The sequence below is a fragment of the Allobosea sp. UNC402CLCol genome (genome assembly GCF_000745475.1).
Classification (GTDB): domain Bacteria; phylum Pseudomonadota; class Alphaproteobacteria; order Rhizobiales; family Beijerinckiaceae; genus Allobosea; species Allobosea spartocytisi.
Genome location: NZ_JQJJ01000014.1, coordinates 168,494 through 183,162, shown reverse-complemented (window position 1 = coordinate 183,162; position 14,669 = coordinate 168,494). Strand labels below are relative to the sequence as shown.

The following is a 14,669-nucleotide window of genomic DNA, read 5'->3' as shown; positions in this document are numbered from 1 at the left end:
GATTCTCACGCCGGCTTCCTCTTCAAGCGGAAATCGTAGTGCAAGCTGTCATAGGGCCTGTCCATCGCCCTGCCGTCCGGAGCCTTGCCCGGTGGATGGGATGGGAATTCGCGGATCAGCGAATCCTTCACGCCGAACACCACGTCGGAATCGAGATAGCGATCCCCGGCGACGAAGACATGGGTGACGAGCGTGTCATGCCCGTCCGCATGGATCATGAAATGCACATGGGCCGGACGGTAGGGATGACGCGCCTGTGCCGCCAGCATCTCGCCGACCGGGCCGTCATGGGGAATGGGATAGGCCGCGGGCCTGATCGTCCAGAAATGGAACCGCCCTTGCGCGTCGGCGAGCAGGCGAGCCCGCATCGCCAGCCCGCCCAGCTCGTCCATCTGCTGCACGTCGTAATAGCCGTCCGCATCGGAATGCCAGACATCGACCGCAGCGCCCGCCAACGGCGTCCCGTCGGCGGAAGCCACCGTGCCCGAGACGAAAAGCGGCTCACCCTTGATCCCGTCCGAGATGTTCGAGCCCAGCGGAAACACCGACGGGTCCTGTACGTAGAACGGCCCCAGCACCGTGGTGTCGGTCGCGCCGTCCGCGTCGCGGTGATTGATCGCATCGACCAGCATCGAGACGCCGAGCGTATCCGAGAGCAGGATGAATTCCTGGCGCGTGTCGTCGCACATCTGTCCGGTGCGGGTCAGGAAGCCGATCGCCGCCTCCCACTCCGCCATGCTCGGCTCGACCTCCTTCACCAGGGCATGGAGATGGCGCACCAGCGCCAGCCCGATCTGGCGCGTGCGTGGATCGGGCGCTTGCGCGACGCGGTCGAGCACCGCTTGGGTGATCGAGTTCTCGTCGAAATTGCGCATGGCTTCCTCCTGCCTGCGATGCCTGCCGGGGCTCGCCCCGCTTCGCCGGATGCGCCGCGCCTCAGGCCGCGCGCGGCGCGGATTCGAGCGGCTTGCCCGCGAGCCAGGCCCGACCGCGCCGGTAGAGATCCTCGACGACCGGCCCGGTCAGTCCCGGCATGTCGGGCTTGACCTTGAAGCCCAATCCCGACTGCAGATAGGCGAGATGGCGATAGCCGACCGGGAAACTCTCGAGCCGCTCCCGATCCAGTTTGGGAGCCTGCGAAGGATCGACCGGATCGAGGCGATCCTTCTCGTAGATCGGCTGGCGCAGCACCAGCCCCCAGCTTCCGTCGCGCTTTTCCAGGAAATCGTAGAACCGGCCGGTGCAGACCACGTCGCAAATGACGCCGTCCACGCTGGCGCGCTGGTTGATCGTCATCTTGGTCTGGGCGATGGCGCGCTCGCCGGCAAGGTCGATCGCCGTCCCGCCGAGGAAATGCAGGATGCTGACGCCCTTCTCGAAGCCCTCGCGGCTGACCTTGATGAACTCGTCCGCCGTCCCCTGGAACCAGGTTGCCATCATCCGCCCGTCATCGTGCCAGACGCTGCGGAAGCGCTCCCAATCGCCGGCATCGCGCCAGACGGCCCAGTTCTCCACGAGATCGCGGATCAGCAGGCGCTCCCTCCATTTCTCGCTCATCCGATGCCTCCCATTGTACATTCGTTGGAAGTTTTCATATGAGAACGAGTTCATTATGTAAAGAAGGCATCGCGGCTCGCCGGGTCCGAACCGGGAAACAGGTTGAAACCACCCGGACGAAGCTCCACTATCGCACGGCGCTTCCACGGGCTGACCGAAGCATTTGAAGAAACCGGATAAATTCATGCAGCCGGCCGAGTCGGGCTCCGTCAAATCAGCCATGCGCGTGCTCGACCTGCTCGAGTATCTGCGTCGCTGGAACGCCGCCCAGACCCATACTCAGATCGCCGCCCAGCTCGCGATCCCCAAGAGTAGCCTGACGCAACTGCTCAAGACCTTGGTCAGTCGCGGCTATCTCGACTACGACCCGGCCAGCAAAGGCTATTTCCTCGGGCCGGCCATAGCGGCTTTGGGACAGCGCAGCGCCGAAACGCGGGACCTCGCCAGCGTCGCGGAAACCGTGCTCGCCGAAACCGCGCGGGCGACCAGCGAGACCTGCGCGCTCAACGTGCTGAAGGGCGACGTCTCCGAGGTCATGGCGACGGCGAGCGGCACACACCGGCTGCACTACCTCATGCGCGTCGGCGATACGGCGCCGCTCTATGCGACCTCGGGCGGCAAGGCGCTCCTCGCCCATCTGCCGGCGGAGATGCGCCAGGACTATCTCTCCCGCATCCGCCTCGAGGCGATCACGCCGCGCACGATCGGCAGCGTCGCGGCGCTCGAAGCGGAGATCGCGGAGATCCAGCGCAGCGGCATCGCCTTCGTGGTGGAGGAGTTCACGCCGGGCATCGCCGGCATGGCCCGACCGATCCTGAACCGCTCCGGTTTTCCGCTTGCGGCGGTCAACATCGCGCTGCCGATAGCGCGCTATGACGAGGCCCTGAAGCAGCGCTGCCTCAAGGCCTTGGACGCAGCCGTTGCGATGATCCGCGAACGGATCGGCATCGCCTGAAACAGGCGTGTGAGGTCGAGCCCTTCTCAGATCGGCTTGCCTTCGAGGAAGTCGAGCATCACCTCGCGCTGCGCCAGAAACATCCCGACGCCGGTCTGCGTGCGGCAACCGATGCGTCGAGCCGCCTCGAGCAAGGGCGAGACTTCCGGCACCGTGATGACATCGCCGACGAATGTCTCCGGCTTCAACCTGCTGACCTCGACCGGAAGCGGATCGCCCTGCTTCATCCCCATCGGGGTCGCGTTGGCGACGATGCCGAAACCGGTAGGATCGGCCGAGCCGGTCACCACCTTGCCGGGATGCATGCCGGACAATTTCGCGATCAATGCATCGCGCTTGGCCCCATCCATGTCGTGCACGGCGAGCTCGGCGACACCGGAATCGAGCAATTGCAGCCCGATGGCGCTGCCGGCCCCGCCGGCACCCACGAGCAGCGCGCGTTGCCCCCGCGGCTCGCAGCCCGTCTGCATCATGGCGCTGACGAAGCCCTGCCCGTCGGTCATGTCGCCATCCCAGGAGCCGTCGGCGTTACGCCGCACAACATTCGCCGAATCGAGCAGCCGCGCCCGCGCCGAGACCGAGCTGCAATGACGCCGCGCTGCGAATTTATGCGGCACGGTGGCGATGATGCCATCGACATTCCGGATCGGCCCCAGCGCCTCGATAAAGGCGTCGACATTCTCCGGCAGCACATGGATCGGCACGACGATGGCGTTGCGGCCACGCTCGACGAAACCCTTCGTCATGCCCGCCGGCGCCTTCACCTGCGCGATGGGGTGACCGATGATCACGAAAATCCGCGTCTCGCCGCTCAGCATCTCCAGCATCGCTTCCTCCGTCGCAGCGGCCATGGTGCCGCCTTTCGATTGATCGAATATATGAACTTATTTATAGATGAAAACAGTCAGCGGACCAGCGGCGCTTGAAACGGCTGCCGCCTTTTCTCCGAAAGCCAAGCCATGCTGTCGCTCGCGCATCTCACCTTCATGCAGGCCGGTCCGCTCGAGCTGATCTCGCTCGCCGAGGCCGGAGGGTTCGACGCGGTGGGGCTGCGCCTGATCGACCCCGCGCCCGAAGCCGCCTTCTTCCCGGTCGTCACCGATGCCGGGCTGCGCCGGCGGACCAAGGCGGCGCTGGAGGCGACGGGTCTCACGCTCCTCGATATCGAGGCGGTCTGGCTGTGGCCGCAGACGCAAGTCCCGAAGCTTCGTCCCGCGCTCGAGGCCGGGGCCGAACTCGGCGCCCGCAACCTGCTGGTCGCCGGCAACGACGCCGACCGGAACCGCATGACGGACCGCCTCGCCGAGCTCTGCGGCATGGCCCGCGAATACGGCATGGGTGTCGGCTTCGAGTTCATTCCCTATACCGCCCTGAATTCGCTCGCCTTTGCGCAGGAGATCCTGAAAGCGGCCGATCAGCCCAATGCCGGCCTGTTGATCGACGCCTTGCACCTCGCCCGCTCCGGCGGTTCCCCGGCCGACATCGCCGCGATCGATCCTGCACTGATCGCCTACGGCCATCTCTGCGATGCGCCCGCATCCTCCCCCGGCCTGGAGGGGCTACGGGCCGAAGCGCGCGGCGCAAGGCTCTATCCGGGCGATGGCGGCCTGCCTTTGGCGGACTTCCTGAACGCGTTGCCGGCGGACAAGCCGATCGCCCTCGAAGCGCCCAGCGCCGCCTACGGCCATGACGACAGCGAAAGGGCACGCCGCGCGGGCGCTGCCTGCCGCGCTGTGCTGGCGAGCATCGGCCGCGGCTGACTGAGGCGCCATCAGCAGGCCTGCCGCTTCTCGCTCGACCGCGCGGCGCGCCTGGCTGCAAAGCGCCGCGTGTGCTCGGCGGCGCTGGCGACCTTCTCCCGCAGCGTCAGGGCAGCCTCGCTCGCGACGGGCGTTTCCACCACCATCTGCAAGCCGTCCGGCAGGACGTCGAGGATGTCGCCGAGGGCGATGACACCCTCGCCGAGATGGAGACGCCCTCCCCGTGCCTCGGCCGGCAAGGCTTCGAGCGGCGGCGCAACCGGGCCGGCATCGCAAAGCTGGACATAGGCAATGCGTGCGGCGGGACAGGCGCCGAGCTGTTGCGGCGTGCCGCCGGTGCGGTGGAAATGCAGCACGTCCAGGATCACGCCGGCATTGGCCTTGCCCGCCGCCTCCAGCAGCGCGAGCGCGGCCGCCAGATCCGGGATGTCGCGATAGCGCATGAACTCGACACCGACATGCAGGCCGCAACGCGCGGCTTCCTCGCAAAGCCGGGAAAACAGATCGATCCGCTCAGCTTCCGACAGGAAGCTGTCATGGCCGATGATCTCGGTCCCGATCGCCGAGATATGGGTCGCGCCCAGCTCCGCACCGGTTTCGAGCGCGGGCACGAAGCTCGCTGCATCGATCCCGGGGCGCAGCACGAAGGCCTCGACATCGAAGACCCGGACACCGGTCGCCTTCGACGCAGCCTTGATCGCGCGGATGACCTCGGGTCGGCCGATGACCTCGCGAGCCAGCGGCTTGTTCATCGCCGAGCGCAGCACGAGCCCCGCAGCCCCGAAGCCGCTTTCACCAGCAGCCTCGATCAGGGCCACGGGATCGCCGCCGCCGACCGTCAGATTGGCGATGGAGAGGTCGTGCAGGTTCAGCGCGCATGTCATGGCGGATGTCCTGTTGCGGAGGAGTGGGGGTGATGCGCAGCGTTCCTTCCGACGAGGTAGCCGAAGGTCATGGCGGGGCCGAGATTGATGCCACCCGCCGGATAGGTTCCGCCCATCACGCTCGCCATGTCGGCTCCGACCGCGAAAAGGCCGGCAATCGGACGCCCCTGCGTATCCAGAACGTTGGCTTGTGCGTCGGTCTTCAGCCCGGCGAAGGTGCCGAGGCTGCCCGGCACGATTTTGACGGCATAGAAGGGGCCATGCTCGATCGGCGCGACCGCCGGATTGGGCTGGACCGCCGGATCGCCGCCCATCCGGTTATAGGGCGTCTCACCGCGGTGGAATTGCGGATCCCTGCCCTGAGCGGCTGCCGCATTGTAGCGCGCCACCGTCTCGACGAGCCCGTCCGGATCGATGCCGCAGATCCGCGCAAGCTCGGCCAGCGTCTTACCGCGCCTGAGATAGCCGCTGGCTAGATAAGGCGCGAGCGGCAGTGGCGCCGGCTTGGCGAAGCCGAGCCCATAGCGGCGCTGGAAGCGATGGTCGCAGATCAGCCAGGAAACCGGCTCCGCCCCGGCCGGGATCGCCTTCAGCAGGGCCTCGACATAGTCGTAATAGCTGTCGGCCTCGTTGACGAAGCGGCGCCCATCGACCGTCACCGCGATCAGCCCCGGCTTGGCGCGCTCGACGAGATGCGGGAAATGCCCGAAGGAACCGTCCCTGCGCGGCACCAACGAGACCGGCGCCCAGGCGCAAGGCGCTGCAAGCCCGCCATCGACGAGGGCGCCGACGCTCTCGCCCAGGCGCAGCCCGTCGCCGGTGTTGCTGCGCGGTGCCGCCGACCAATGCGCCCGCCCGGTCGGATTGCGCGGCACCAGCTCCTTCAGGCGCTCATAGTCATGCGGAAAGCCGCCGCAAGCCAGCACGACGCCGGCGCGCGCGATGATCCGATGCTCCTGCCCGTCCCGGTCGACGACGGCCCCGATGACCGCCCCGTCATGGCTCAGCAAGCGACGGGCCGGCGCTTTCGCATGCAGATCGACGCCGAGATCGCTGGCGGATTTGAGCAGCCGCGCGACAAGCGCATTGCCGTTGACGAGCTGCATGCCGCGCCCGTGCCGCACGAGGTCGAGAGCATGCCGACCGATGCGGCGCGCGACATGGCGGAAGGACGTCCAGGATCGTGTCGCGTTGAGGAAATGGGCGAAATCGGCACCCGAGGCGATCCCCATGCCCAGCAGCGAGATTTCGGGCAGCGGCGGCCGCAGCTTTGCGACCAGCGGTCCAAGCTCGCGCCCGTCGAACGGAGCCGCGCAGACCGAGCGCCCGCCCAGCCCGGCGCCGGGCGCGTTGCCATGCATGTCGGGGATCTTGTTGCCGTCGATGAACTGCACGGCGGTGTTCGCGCGAAAGAACGACACCATCTCGGGTGCCGCCGCCAGGAAAGCCTCGATCCGGGCCTCGTCGTAATGGTTGCCGAGTTCGTGCCGCAGATAGGTGCGAACCGCCTCCCCGTCCTCCTCGATCCCGGCCTCGCGGGCGAGTGGATTGCGCGGCACCCACATCCAGCCGCCGGACCAGGCTGTCGTGCCGCCGAAGACCGGCTCCTTCTCGACGACCACGACCTTCAGCCCGTGCCAGGCGGCGACGACGGCTGCCGAAAGACCGCCCGCCCCGGAGCCGATCACCAGCAGGTCGCAATGCTCTTCAGGACGGTTGCTCATATCCATCAGGGATCGGCCTTCGCCGGTGGAGGCGTGAGGTATCAGGCGCTGACCGTGGCCTGGACCGCGCGCAGCATCGCCTCTGTCTTCTCCCGCAGCATCCGTGCGCGTGGCACCGCCGGCATGGTCCTGGCGAGCTCGGCCATCGGAATCTCCACGCTGATCGGCAGGTCCTGAGGAATGGCGCGCAGCATGCCCGTGAGGTCGAGCCCGCCCTCGCCTGGCGGCAAACGTGCCTGCCGCGCCTGGTAGATCATCGTCTCGTGATCCTTCGGACGTTCGGCGGGCAGGTCGCAGATCTGGAAATAGCAATGCAGGTGCCTGGGCATCGCCGCCACGTCGGCGGCCGTTTCGCCGGAGCGGTCGACATGGATCGCATCGACGATGATGTGCCCGTTCGCCGGGTTGGTCGCCTCGACGATGCGCCGGGCGGCGGCGAGCGTCTTCACGCCGGTCCAGGGCATGTGCTCCAGCCCCATCCCGATGCCGAAGGGCGCGCCGAGTGCGCAGATCTCGGCGAACTTGTCGATCATGAAGGGCTCGTCCTCGACATCGCCGGCGACGAGCACGAACTTGCCGCCGAGCTTCGCGCCGGTCTCGATCACCGGCAGGAAATCGGTCAGGCGCGTGTCGCGGTTGATGCGCAGGATCTCGAAATCGAACAGCGCCACGCCGCTATCGGCGATACGCCGCTGCGTCTCACGGAACATCGGCGTATCGCCGATCATCGGGAACTGAGCCTCCTTGCCGGGCGCTGCCGGCGCAAGACGCAGGCTGGCATGGCTGTAGCCGGCCTCCGCCGCCGCGCTGAAGACGTCCGGCGGCGCGAGCTCCATGACAGTGAGATGGGCGAGCGAGATCAGGCGGTTCATGCCTTGCGGTCCTGATGGCGGTAATAGGCGATGGTGGCGGCGATGCCGTCCGACAGGCTGGTCTCGGGCAGCCCCGGGAGGAGCGAGGCGATGTCGTCCTTCGCGAGCTCGGGCGCGATCGGCATCGGCGCGCCACGCGCGCTGAGCTTTGCGCCCGGCACCTGCCGTGTGATCTCGGCGATGACCTCGTCGATGGTCACGGTCCTGCCGGCAAGGGTGAAGGCGTGGGCGCCCGGCGCATCGCTGAACAGCGCCGCCTCGAAGGCCGCCGCGACATCGTCGACATAAACGAGCCCGGACGGGCCGACATAGTCGATCTCATAGGGCACGGCCTGCACGGCGGCCCGGCAGGCCAGGGTCGGCCCGGCGCTGGCGCCCGCCTCGCCACGGCCCGGGCCGTAGACGATATAGGGGCGAAAGCCGACGCTCGGCATGGCGTGATCGGCCCAGTAAGCACGTGCGCTGCCCTCGCAGGCGAGCTTGAAGGCGCCGTAATGCGTCATCGGGAACGGGGTGCTGCCGCTGTCCGGGCCGAAGACGCCGGCCGAGCTGGCATAGACCACCCGCGCCATGCGCTGGCGCAGCGCCGCCTCGAAGACGTGGAGCGTGCCGATCAGGTTGATCTCCGCGCCCTTGACGGGATCGGCCCGGCAGGCCGGCGTCAGGATGCCGGCCATCGCGATGGCGCGGTCGCACCCCTCCGCCGCCTCATGGACGGCTGCGCCGTCGCGGACATCGCCGCGCCGCCATTCCACGCGGCCGGCAAGCTCGCCGAGGATGTTGCGCACAGCGCCGCTGTCCGAGGCGATATCGAGGACGCGCACGGCAACGCCGCGGGCCAGAAGGCGGCGAATGATCCAGGCGGAGATGAAGCCCGTGCCGCCGGTCATGAGCACACGCATGGCGCCGCCCCTCCTAGCTCAGCGGCGAGAAGGCGGTCGGCAGATAGATCGCCGAGCTCAGGCTGGTCAGATGCGCCGGCCCGCCCTTCGGCGGCCAGATGCCTCGCTCGACGGCCTCGGCCCGCTTGGCCATGCGGTCATCGAGCGAGGCGAAGGGCCAGATATGGAGGAAGCGCGGCAGCGCCCCGTCGAGCGCATACATCGCGCCGAGCAGCGGCGAGACCTTGGCGCGCTCGGGCACGGCCGCGCGCCACAAATCCATGGTCGGCTTGAGGCCGCCCGCCTTCACGCCGTAGATGCGGATCTCGTAGACCGGGCCGTGCTTTCCGGGCGCGAGCGGCGCCACGAAGTCGAAGGGGGCATAGGTCGTCGTCTCGACGTCCAGGAAATGCTCGGCCGCGCCGAACAGACTGCCTTCGACGACCTGCCGCGCGCGATCCTCCGCCAGAGCGCGGTCATCTTCATAGCCCTGCAGAATCAGGACCTGGTTCAGCGCGCCGATCTCGGCCGTGAAGCAGCCGAGGAGCTTGCCCGCAAATCCGTTGCCCGTGACGGCGACCTCGATCCCGGCGAGAACCTTCGGCAGCCCTCCAACCTCGGGCCTGATCCTGGTGACGGCATAGCGCATCGGCGTTCCTCCTGCTCGTTAGCGACAGGACATAGCCGCATCGCGTCATCAATGAAAGTTCATTCTGGAATTTCATTTCAGTTTTGAATATACGGCTCACCAGAGAACACCGACAAGAGCCGGGTAGCGGCGGCGTCGTGGTCGGCCGGCGGCGAAGGCCTCGCCGATGGCCGATCCGGCACCGCCAGGGAGAGGAAGCGAAGCGTGGCCGGATCACCCGATGGAATCGCCTCGGCAGCGGCGAAGGATGCGAATGTCTACGACCTGGTCGTGATCGGCGGCGGCGGCGCCGGCCTCACCGCGGCCCTGTTCGGCACGCTGCGCGGGGCGCGCGTGCTGCTGCTGGAGAGCACCGAACATGTCGGCGGCACCACCGCCTTCTCGGGCGGAACGATCTGGATTCCGAACACGTTTCACATGGCGGAGGTCGGAGCGCAGGACAGCGTCGAACAAGCCGAGACCTATCTCCATGCCGCGCTCGGCAACTACGCCGCCCCCGACATGATCCGCGCCTTTCTAGAGGCGGGCCCGCGCGCCGTCGAATTGCTCGACCGTGAGACGGATGTGAAGCTGCGGCCCTACCCGCTGCACCCGGACTACATCTCCGACCTGCCGGGGTCGACGATGAAGGGCCGCGCGCTGGAGCCCGTTCCCTTCGACGGCCGATTGCTTGGCGACAAGTTCGATCTGATCCGCCCGCCGATCCCGGAATTCACCATTCTCAACGGGCTGATGGTCGATCGCAACGACATCGCCCATCTGCTCAACCTGAAGAAATCCTGGGCTTCGTTCCGCTATTCGCTGGCACTCGTCGCCCGCTATGCGCGCGACCGGCTCAGCCGCAAGCGCGGCGCCCGGCTGACCATGGGCAACGCCCTGATCGGCCGGCTGCTGCACTCCTTCCTCCAGCGCGGCGGCACGGTCTGGACTGAAACCCAGGTCGACAGGCTGATCGAGGAGGACGGACGCATCGCCGGCGTCAGCCTCCTTCGCAATGGCGGGCGCCAGGACATCCATGCCGTGCACGGCGTCATCCTCGCCTCCGGTGGCTTCAACCGGAATCCCACCTTGCGCAAGGAGCTGGTGCCGGATGCCGAGATCCACACGCCGGGCGCGCCGGGGCACAAGGGCGCGGCGCTCGAACTCGCGCTGAACGCTGGCGCGCGCATGGGCGACCGCAATGTCGAGAACGTGTTCTGGGCGCCGGTCTCGATCCGTCAGCGGGCGGACGGCACCAAGGCCGTCTTCCCGCATTTCGTCTTCGACCGGGCCAAGCCGGGCACGATTATCGTCAACAAGGCCGGCAGGCGCTTCTTCAACGAAAGCACCTCCTATCACCTCACCGGCAAGGCGATGATCGAGGCGCACCGCAACGAGCCCAGCATTCCGGCCTTCCTGATCGCCGATCATCAGGCCATCAAGACCTACGGCCTCGGCATGGTCCGCCCCGGCGGCAGCGGCATGCCCTTCCTGCTCAAGGACGGCTATCTGGTGAAAGGCGAAACGCTGGCCGAGCTGGCAAGCAAGCTTGGTGTCAATGCGCCGCAACTGCAAAAGACCGTCGAGACCTTCAATGGGTATGCCGCGACCGGGATCGACCCGGATTTCGGCCGCGGGACCACCGCCTATCAGCGCAATCTCGGCGACCCGAAGCACGGCCCCAACCCGACCATGCGAGCGCTGGAGAACGGGCCATTCTACGCTGTGAAGCTCTATCCGGGCGATATCGGCGCCAGCGCCGGCCTGGTGACGGACGCCCACGCACGGGTGCTCGGCAAGGATGGGCCGATCGCCGGCCTCTACGCCATCGGCAACGACCAGAACTCGATCATGGCCGGCCTCTACCCGGCGCCGGGCATCACGCTCGGGCCGGCGATGACCTTCGCCTACATCGCGGTTCAGGACGCCCTCGCCGCCTGACCGGCTTCGCACCTCTGTCCCCGGATCGGAATTCACATGCTCGACAATTTCAGCGGCGCGACCCGCGTCTATTTCATCATCGGCCATCCGATTGCGCAGGTGAAATCGCCCTACGGCATGACCCGGCTGCTCGAGGAGAACGGCAAGGATGCCATCATGGTGCCGATCGACATCCTGCCCGAGGATGTCCCCGGCTTCGTCACGCTGGCCGGTCGCCTACCCAATTGCGACGGCATCTGCATCACGGTGCCGCATAAATTCGCGGTGGTCCCGCATTGCCGTACGATGACGAAGACGACGCAGGTGCTCGGCTCCGCCAATGTCATGCGGCGCAACCCGGACGGTTCCTGGCATGGCGACATGTTCGACGGCCCCGGCCATGTCGGCGCGATGCGAAAGAACGGCGCCGAGCTCGACGGCAAGCGCGCCTTGCTGATCGGCGCAGGCGGGGCCGGCAGTGCGATCGGGCTTGCGCTGCTCGATGCCGGCGCCCGCGAACTCGCCATCCACGACACCGACGCCTCACGCCGCGACACGCTGATCGCAAAACTGAACGGGGCTCATCCCGGCAAGGTCACGATCGGCTCCCCCGACCCCACTGGCTTTGACACCGTCTCCAACGCTTCGCCGGCCGGGATGAAACCGGACGACGCCCTGCCCTTCGACATGACGCGGCTGAGCCCCGCGACCTTCATCAGCGATGTCGTGACCAAGCCGGCGCTCACGCCGCTGATCGAGACGGCGCGCCGGATCGGCTGCAAGACCTCGACCGGCATCGAGATGTTCGAATCCGAGGCTGCGCTGATGCTCCACTTCTGGCTTGAAACCGCAAACTAGCGCGAGCCGCGGATTTCAGGGAAACGCCGCAGGCTCCGGCGCTTCAGACGAAGATGTTCGGGCGCGGCTCGCCCGGCTTCTCGACCGGCAGGCGCACCGTCGGGCCGAGCTGGCCGAGCTCCCGGGCGGCCGCCACCAGCAGAGGCGCGAGCTGCTGCATGCGCTCCTCGGTCAGCCGGATGAACGGTCCGGCGATGCTGATCGTGCCGGTGACGCGACCGTCGAGCGAGGCACGGATCGGCGTGGCGATGGCGTTCATCCATTGCGAGAATGTCTGCTGGGTGACGGCGTAGCCGAGCAATCGCGCCTCGCGCAGCCGCCTGCGGACCGCCTGTGCCGTCTGCGGCGCGTTCGGCCCGTATTCCTCGCGCGAGCCGTAGCCCTGCTTCTCGATCAGCGCGATGGCCTCCTCGTCCGATTTGGTCGAAAGCCATGCCAGCCCCGAAGAAGAGCAGGACAGCCTCGCTTCCTGTCCGGCGTCGGGATCGTAGCGCAGCCCGCCGCGCGCGCCTTGCGCCTTGGCGACGAAGATCAGCCGGTCCTCGTCCAGAATCGTGACCCGGACGAGCTCGCCGCAGTCCTGCGCCAGCCGGTCGAGCACCGGCTGCATCAGATCGGTGATGCCGTGCGCCTGCAAATAGCGCAATCCGAGAGAGGCGACCTTCGCCGTCAGGACGTAGGAACCGAAATCGCGCTCCTGCCGGACATAGCCCTCCTCGACCAGGCTCGCCAGAAGGCGATGGGTCGCGCTGCGCGGGATCTTGATGGCGTCGGCGACCTCGTAGAACGGCATGCCGCCCGGATGGTTGGAAAGGATTTCCAGGATCCGCAGGGTGCGTTTGAGAATGCCATCTGGCCCCGCCCCTTTTTCTTTTGTCCTGGGCATCATTGTCTCCGACAGCGTTGAAGGGTCACGATAGAGGAGGCCGGGCTCTCTTCACAAATGCCCGGCCGGGCCACTCACCGCCACCCCATCGGCAAGAACGCCCTAACATCTTGTAAAAGATCGAATTTTTTATTGACCGGAGCACCACTTGAAGACCGGTATCACAAACTGGACTTTTATTCCAGTTTACGATACCGCTACCGCGAGCGACCCGAAAGACGGCGCCCCAAGAAGACACCCGGAGGAGACCTGATGACCCAACGCAACGGGAATGGCGGAAGGGGAGCCGGCACCTCGCGCCGTTCGCTCCTTCTCGGAGCCGGCGGCCTCGCCGCGACGCAATTGGCGAGCAGCAAGCTCGGCATGCCCTATATCGGCAATGCCGCCGCGGCCGAGCCGATCCGGATCGGGATGATCTGGGCCAAGACCGGCGCCATCGTCGACCAGTCGACCTTCCTCGCGCAGGGCGGTCTTTTCGCAGCCGAGCAGCGCAACAACCAACTCCTCGGCCGGCCGCTCGAGATCATCTGGCTCGACGAGCCGAACCCGCAAGGCGCCCAGCTCAACGCCCAGCGGCTGATCGACGAGCACAAGGTCTGCGCGCTCATCGGCGGCGCCCAGAGCTCCTTCGCGCTGGCGATCTCCGCCGTCGCCAAGAAGGCCAAGATTCCCTATGTCGCAGCCAACGCCGCCGCGCTCGATCTCACCGGCAAGCTTTGCAACAAATACACCTTCCGGCTGCAACCGCCCGTCGACGTCCACACCAAGGTCCTGGCCCCCTATTGCATGGGCCTCGGCAAGCGCTGGTACACGCTGACGGCGGCTTACGCCTTCGGCCAGGACATCAAGGCGAGCTTCACCGACTTCAACGCCAAGAACGGCGGTACCATCGTCGGCGCCGACGAGGTGCCGGTCGGCACGCCCGACTACTCGTCCTTCATCCTCAAGATCCGGGCCGCCAAGCCCGACGTCGTCGTCGGCGGCCTTTCCGCCAGCGACTTGACCACCTTCCTGAAGCAGTGGAACGAGCTCGGCATGAAGGGCAAGATTCCCTTCGCCGAAATCTCGATCGGCAACACCGATATCTGGGGCGTCGGCCCGGACGCCGCGACCGGCATCTACACCATGGTCTGGTACTACAAGAACCCGGCCAACACCGAGGACGACAAGGCCTTCACCGACGCCTACATGAAGAAATTCAACCAGCCGCCGCCGGACAAGGCCTGGATGGGCTGGTTCGGCATGCGTTCCCTGCTGGAATCGATCGAGCTCGCGAAGTCGACCGAGCCGGCCGCGATCGTCAAGGCCCTGGAAACCTGGCACGTGAAGGACGGCGACCTCGACGTCAGCTATCGCGACTTCGACCATCAGATGAAGCGGCGCACGATCATCTGCAAGGTCAAGGACAAGATCACCGACAAGTGGGACTATGTCGACGTGCTCGAGAACGCGCCCAAGACAGTCGCCGAGATCGACGCGGCCTTCGGATCGGCGGCCGACAGCGCCTGCAAGATGGATAGCCTCTAGAGCCGGAACCTGAATCCGTCTCTCACCAAGGAGTCAGAGCAGGATTCTCGCGAAAAACCGGTTCCCGCTTTTTCGCATCCTGCTCCAAGGCGCCGTCGCCCAGCCGCGGCAACCCGGCGAAACCGCGGCTCTCGCGACCCTCTCATTCCGCGCCACGTCTTTGACGTGGCGCCTTCCCCGCCCGGCAGCCCGATCCGTGCCGGCGCGGGAGGGGCCA

The 14,669-nt window shown here is 66.8% G+C and carries 14 protein-coding genes; 5 read left to right on the top strand and 9 right to left on the bottom strand.

The features are described 5' to 3' along the window. Positions 1-5: 5 nt before the first annotated feature. Complete coding sequence (locus tag GY40_RS19430) at positions 6-875, bottom strand: intradiol ring-cleavage dioxygenase (RefSeq protein ID WP_038365655.1); 870 nt, start codon at positions 873-875, stop codon at positions 6-8. 61 nt (positions 876-936) lie between these two features. Further along, complete coding sequence (locus GY40_RS19425) at positions 937-1,557, bottom strand: nuclear transport factor 2 family protein (RefSeq protein WP_038365653.1); 621 nt, start codon at positions 1,555-1,557, stop codon at positions 937-939. Positions 1,558-1,741: 184 nt separating this feature from the next. Between GY40_RS19425 and GY40_RS19420 the strand changes: the two genes are divergently transcribed. Then, positions 1,742-2,512 (top strand): IclR family transcriptional regulator, encoded by a 771-nt coding sequence (locus GY40_RS19420; RefSeq protein ID WP_038365651.1) that lies wholly within the window; start codon positions 1,742-1,744, stop codon positions 2,510-2,512. A 26-nt stretch (positions 2,513-2,538) separates the two neighbouring features. Here GY40_RS19420 and GY40_RS19415 read toward each other — a convergent pair whose 3' ends face one another. Then, a complete protein-coding gene (locus GY40_RS19415) occupies positions 2,539-3,363 on the bottom strand; it encodes a shikimate dehydrogenase family protein (RefSeq protein ID WP_248311222.1) in 825 nt (274 codons plus the stop codon). Between the two features lie 108 nt (positions 3,364-3,471). Between GY40_RS19415 and GY40_RS19410 the strand changes: the two genes are divergently transcribed. Then, entirely contained in the window at positions 3,472-4,272 is an 801-nt protein-coding gene (locus tag GY40_RS19410) for a sugar phosphate isomerase/epimerase family protein (protein ID WP_038365649.1), read from the top strand. A gap of 11 nt (positions 4,273-4,283) precedes the next feature. Here the strand turns inward: GY40_RS19410 and GY40_RS19405 are convergent, their stop codons facing one another. From GY40_RS19405 to GY40_RS19385, 5 genes are read right to left on the bottom strand one after another with little or no spacing between them, the layout of a single operon-like run. Continuing rightward, positions 4,284-5,156, bottom strand: a complete 873-nt coding sequence (locus GY40_RS19405) for a sugar phosphate isomerase/epimerase family protein (RefSeq protein ID WP_038365647.1) — start codon at positions 5,154-5,156, stop codon at positions 4,284-4,286. Continuing rightward, the gene (locus GY40_RS19400; protein WP_051988331.1) at positions 5,153-6,880 is read right to left on the bottom strand and encodes an FAD-dependent oxidoreductase; all 1,728 of its coding nucleotides are present in this window, start codon (positions 6,878-6,880) and stop codon (positions 5,153-5,155) included. The genes GY40_RS19405 and GY40_RS19400 overlap by 4 nt, the downstream gene beginning before the upstream one ends. Before the next feature lie 41 nt (positions 6,881-6,921). Further along, positions 6,922-7,752, bottom strand: coding sequence for a sugar phosphate isomerase/epimerase family protein (locus GY40_RS19395; RefSeq protein WP_038365642.1), 831 nt, complete (start codon positions 7,750-7,752; stop codon positions 6,922-6,924). Beyond that, positions 7,749-8,654 carry an NAD-dependent epimerase/dehydratase family protein gene (locus GY40_RS19390; RefSeq protein ID WP_038365640.1) on the bottom strand — a complete coding sequence of 302 codons (906 nt, stop codon included), beginning with the start codon at positions 8,652-8,654 and terminating at the stop codon, positions 7,749-7,751. Before GY40_RS19390 ends, GY40_RS19395 begins: the two co-directional genes overlap by 4 nt. Positions 8,655-8,667: 13 nt before the next feature. Further along, complete coding sequence (locus GY40_RS19385; RefSeq protein ID WP_038365638.1) at positions 8,668-9,282, bottom strand: NIPSNAP family protein; 615 nt, start codon at positions 9,280-9,282, stop codon at positions 8,668-8,670. 204 nt (positions 9,283-9,486) lie between these two features. On the opposite strand from GY40_RS19385, the gene GY40_RS19380 reads away from it, so the two are divergent. Further along, positions 9,487-11,202, top strand: coding sequence for an FAD-dependent oxidoreductase (locus GY40_RS19380; protein WP_248311221.1), 1,716 nt, complete (start codon positions 9,487-9,489; stop codon positions 11,200-11,202). A 36-nt stretch (positions 11,203-11,238) separates the two neighbouring features. Beyond that, positions 11,239-12,039 carry a shikimate dehydrogenase family protein gene (locus tag GY40_RS19375; RefSeq protein WP_038365636.1) on the top strand — a complete coding sequence of 267 codons (801 nt, stop codon included), beginning with the start codon at positions 11,239-11,241 and terminating at the stop codon, positions 12,037-12,039. 43 nt (positions 12,040-12,082) lie between these two features. Here the strand turns inward: GY40_RS19375 and GY40_RS19370 are convergent, their stop codons facing one another. After that, positions 12,083-12,925 (bottom strand): IclR family transcriptional regulator, encoded by an 843-nt coding sequence (locus GY40_RS19370; RefSeq protein ID WP_051988330.1) that lies wholly within the window; start codon positions 12,923-12,925, stop codon positions 12,083-12,085. Between the two features lie 252 nt (positions 12,926-13,177). On the opposite strand from GY40_RS19370, the gene GY40_RS19365 reads away from it, so the two are divergent. After that, positions 13,178-14,452 carry an ABC transporter substrate-binding protein gene (locus tag GY40_RS19365; RefSeq protein ID WP_038365635.1) on the top strand — a complete coding sequence of 425 codons (1,275 nt, stop codon included), beginning with the start codon at positions 13,178-13,180 and terminating at the stop codon, positions 14,450-14,452. Positions 14,453-14,669: the final 217 nt, after the last annotated feature.

Excerpts from the sequence above, each read along its gene's own strand:
- GY40_RS19365 (WP_038365635.1), top strand. The coding sequence starts at position 13,178 with ATGACCCAACGCAACGGGAATGGCGGAAGGGGAGCCGGCACCTCGCGC.
- GY40_RS19410 (WP_038365649.1), top strand. The coding sequence starts at position 3,472 with ATGCTGTCGCTCGCGCATCTCACCTTCATGCAGGCCGGTCCGCTCGAG.
- GY40_RS19425 (WP_038365653.1), bottom strand. The coding sequence starts at position 1,557 with ATGAGCGAGAAATGGAGGGAGCGCCTGCTGATCCGCGATCTCGTGGAG.
- GY40_RS19395 (WP_038365642.1), bottom strand. The coding sequence starts at position 7,752 with ATGAACCGCCTGATCTCGCTCGCCCATCTCACTGTCATGGAGCTCGCG.
- GY40_RS19375 (WP_038365636.1), top strand. The coding sequence starts at position 11,239 with ATGCTCGACAATTTCAGCGGCGCGACCCGCGTCTATTTCATCATCGGC.
- GY40_RS19430 (WP_038365655.1), bottom strand. The coding sequence starts at position 875 with ATGCGCAATTTCGACGAGAACTCGATCACCCAAGCGGTGCTCGACCGC.
- GY40_RS19405 (WP_038365647.1), bottom strand. The coding sequence starts at position 5,156 with ATGACATGCGCGCTGAACCTGCACGACCTCTCCATCGCCAATCTGACG.
- GY40_RS19385 (WP_038365638.1), bottom strand. The coding sequence starts at position 9,282 with ATGCGCTATGCCGTCACCAGGATCAGGCCCGAGGTTGGAGGGCTGCCG.
- GY40_RS19400 (WP_051988331.1), bottom strand. The coding sequence starts at position 6,880 with ATGAGCAACCGTCCTGAAGAGCATTGCGACCTGCTGGTGATCGGCTCC.
- GY40_RS19390 (WP_038365640.1), bottom strand. The coding sequence starts at position 8,654 with ATGCGTGTGCTCATGACCGGCGGCACGGGCTTCATCTCCGCCTGGATC.
- GY40_RS19370 (WP_051988330.1), bottom strand. The coding sequence starts at position 12,925 with ATGCCCAGGACAAAAGAAAAAGGGGCGGGGCCAGATGGCATTCTCAAA.
- GY40_RS19415 (WP_248311222.1), bottom strand. The coding sequence starts at position 3,363 with ATGGCCGCTGCGACGGAGGAAGCGATGCTGGAGATGCTGAGCGGCGAG.
- GY40_RS19420 (WP_038365651.1), top strand. The coding sequence starts at position 1,742 with ATGCAGCCGGCCGAGTCGGGCTCCGTCAAATCAGCCATGCGCGTGCTC.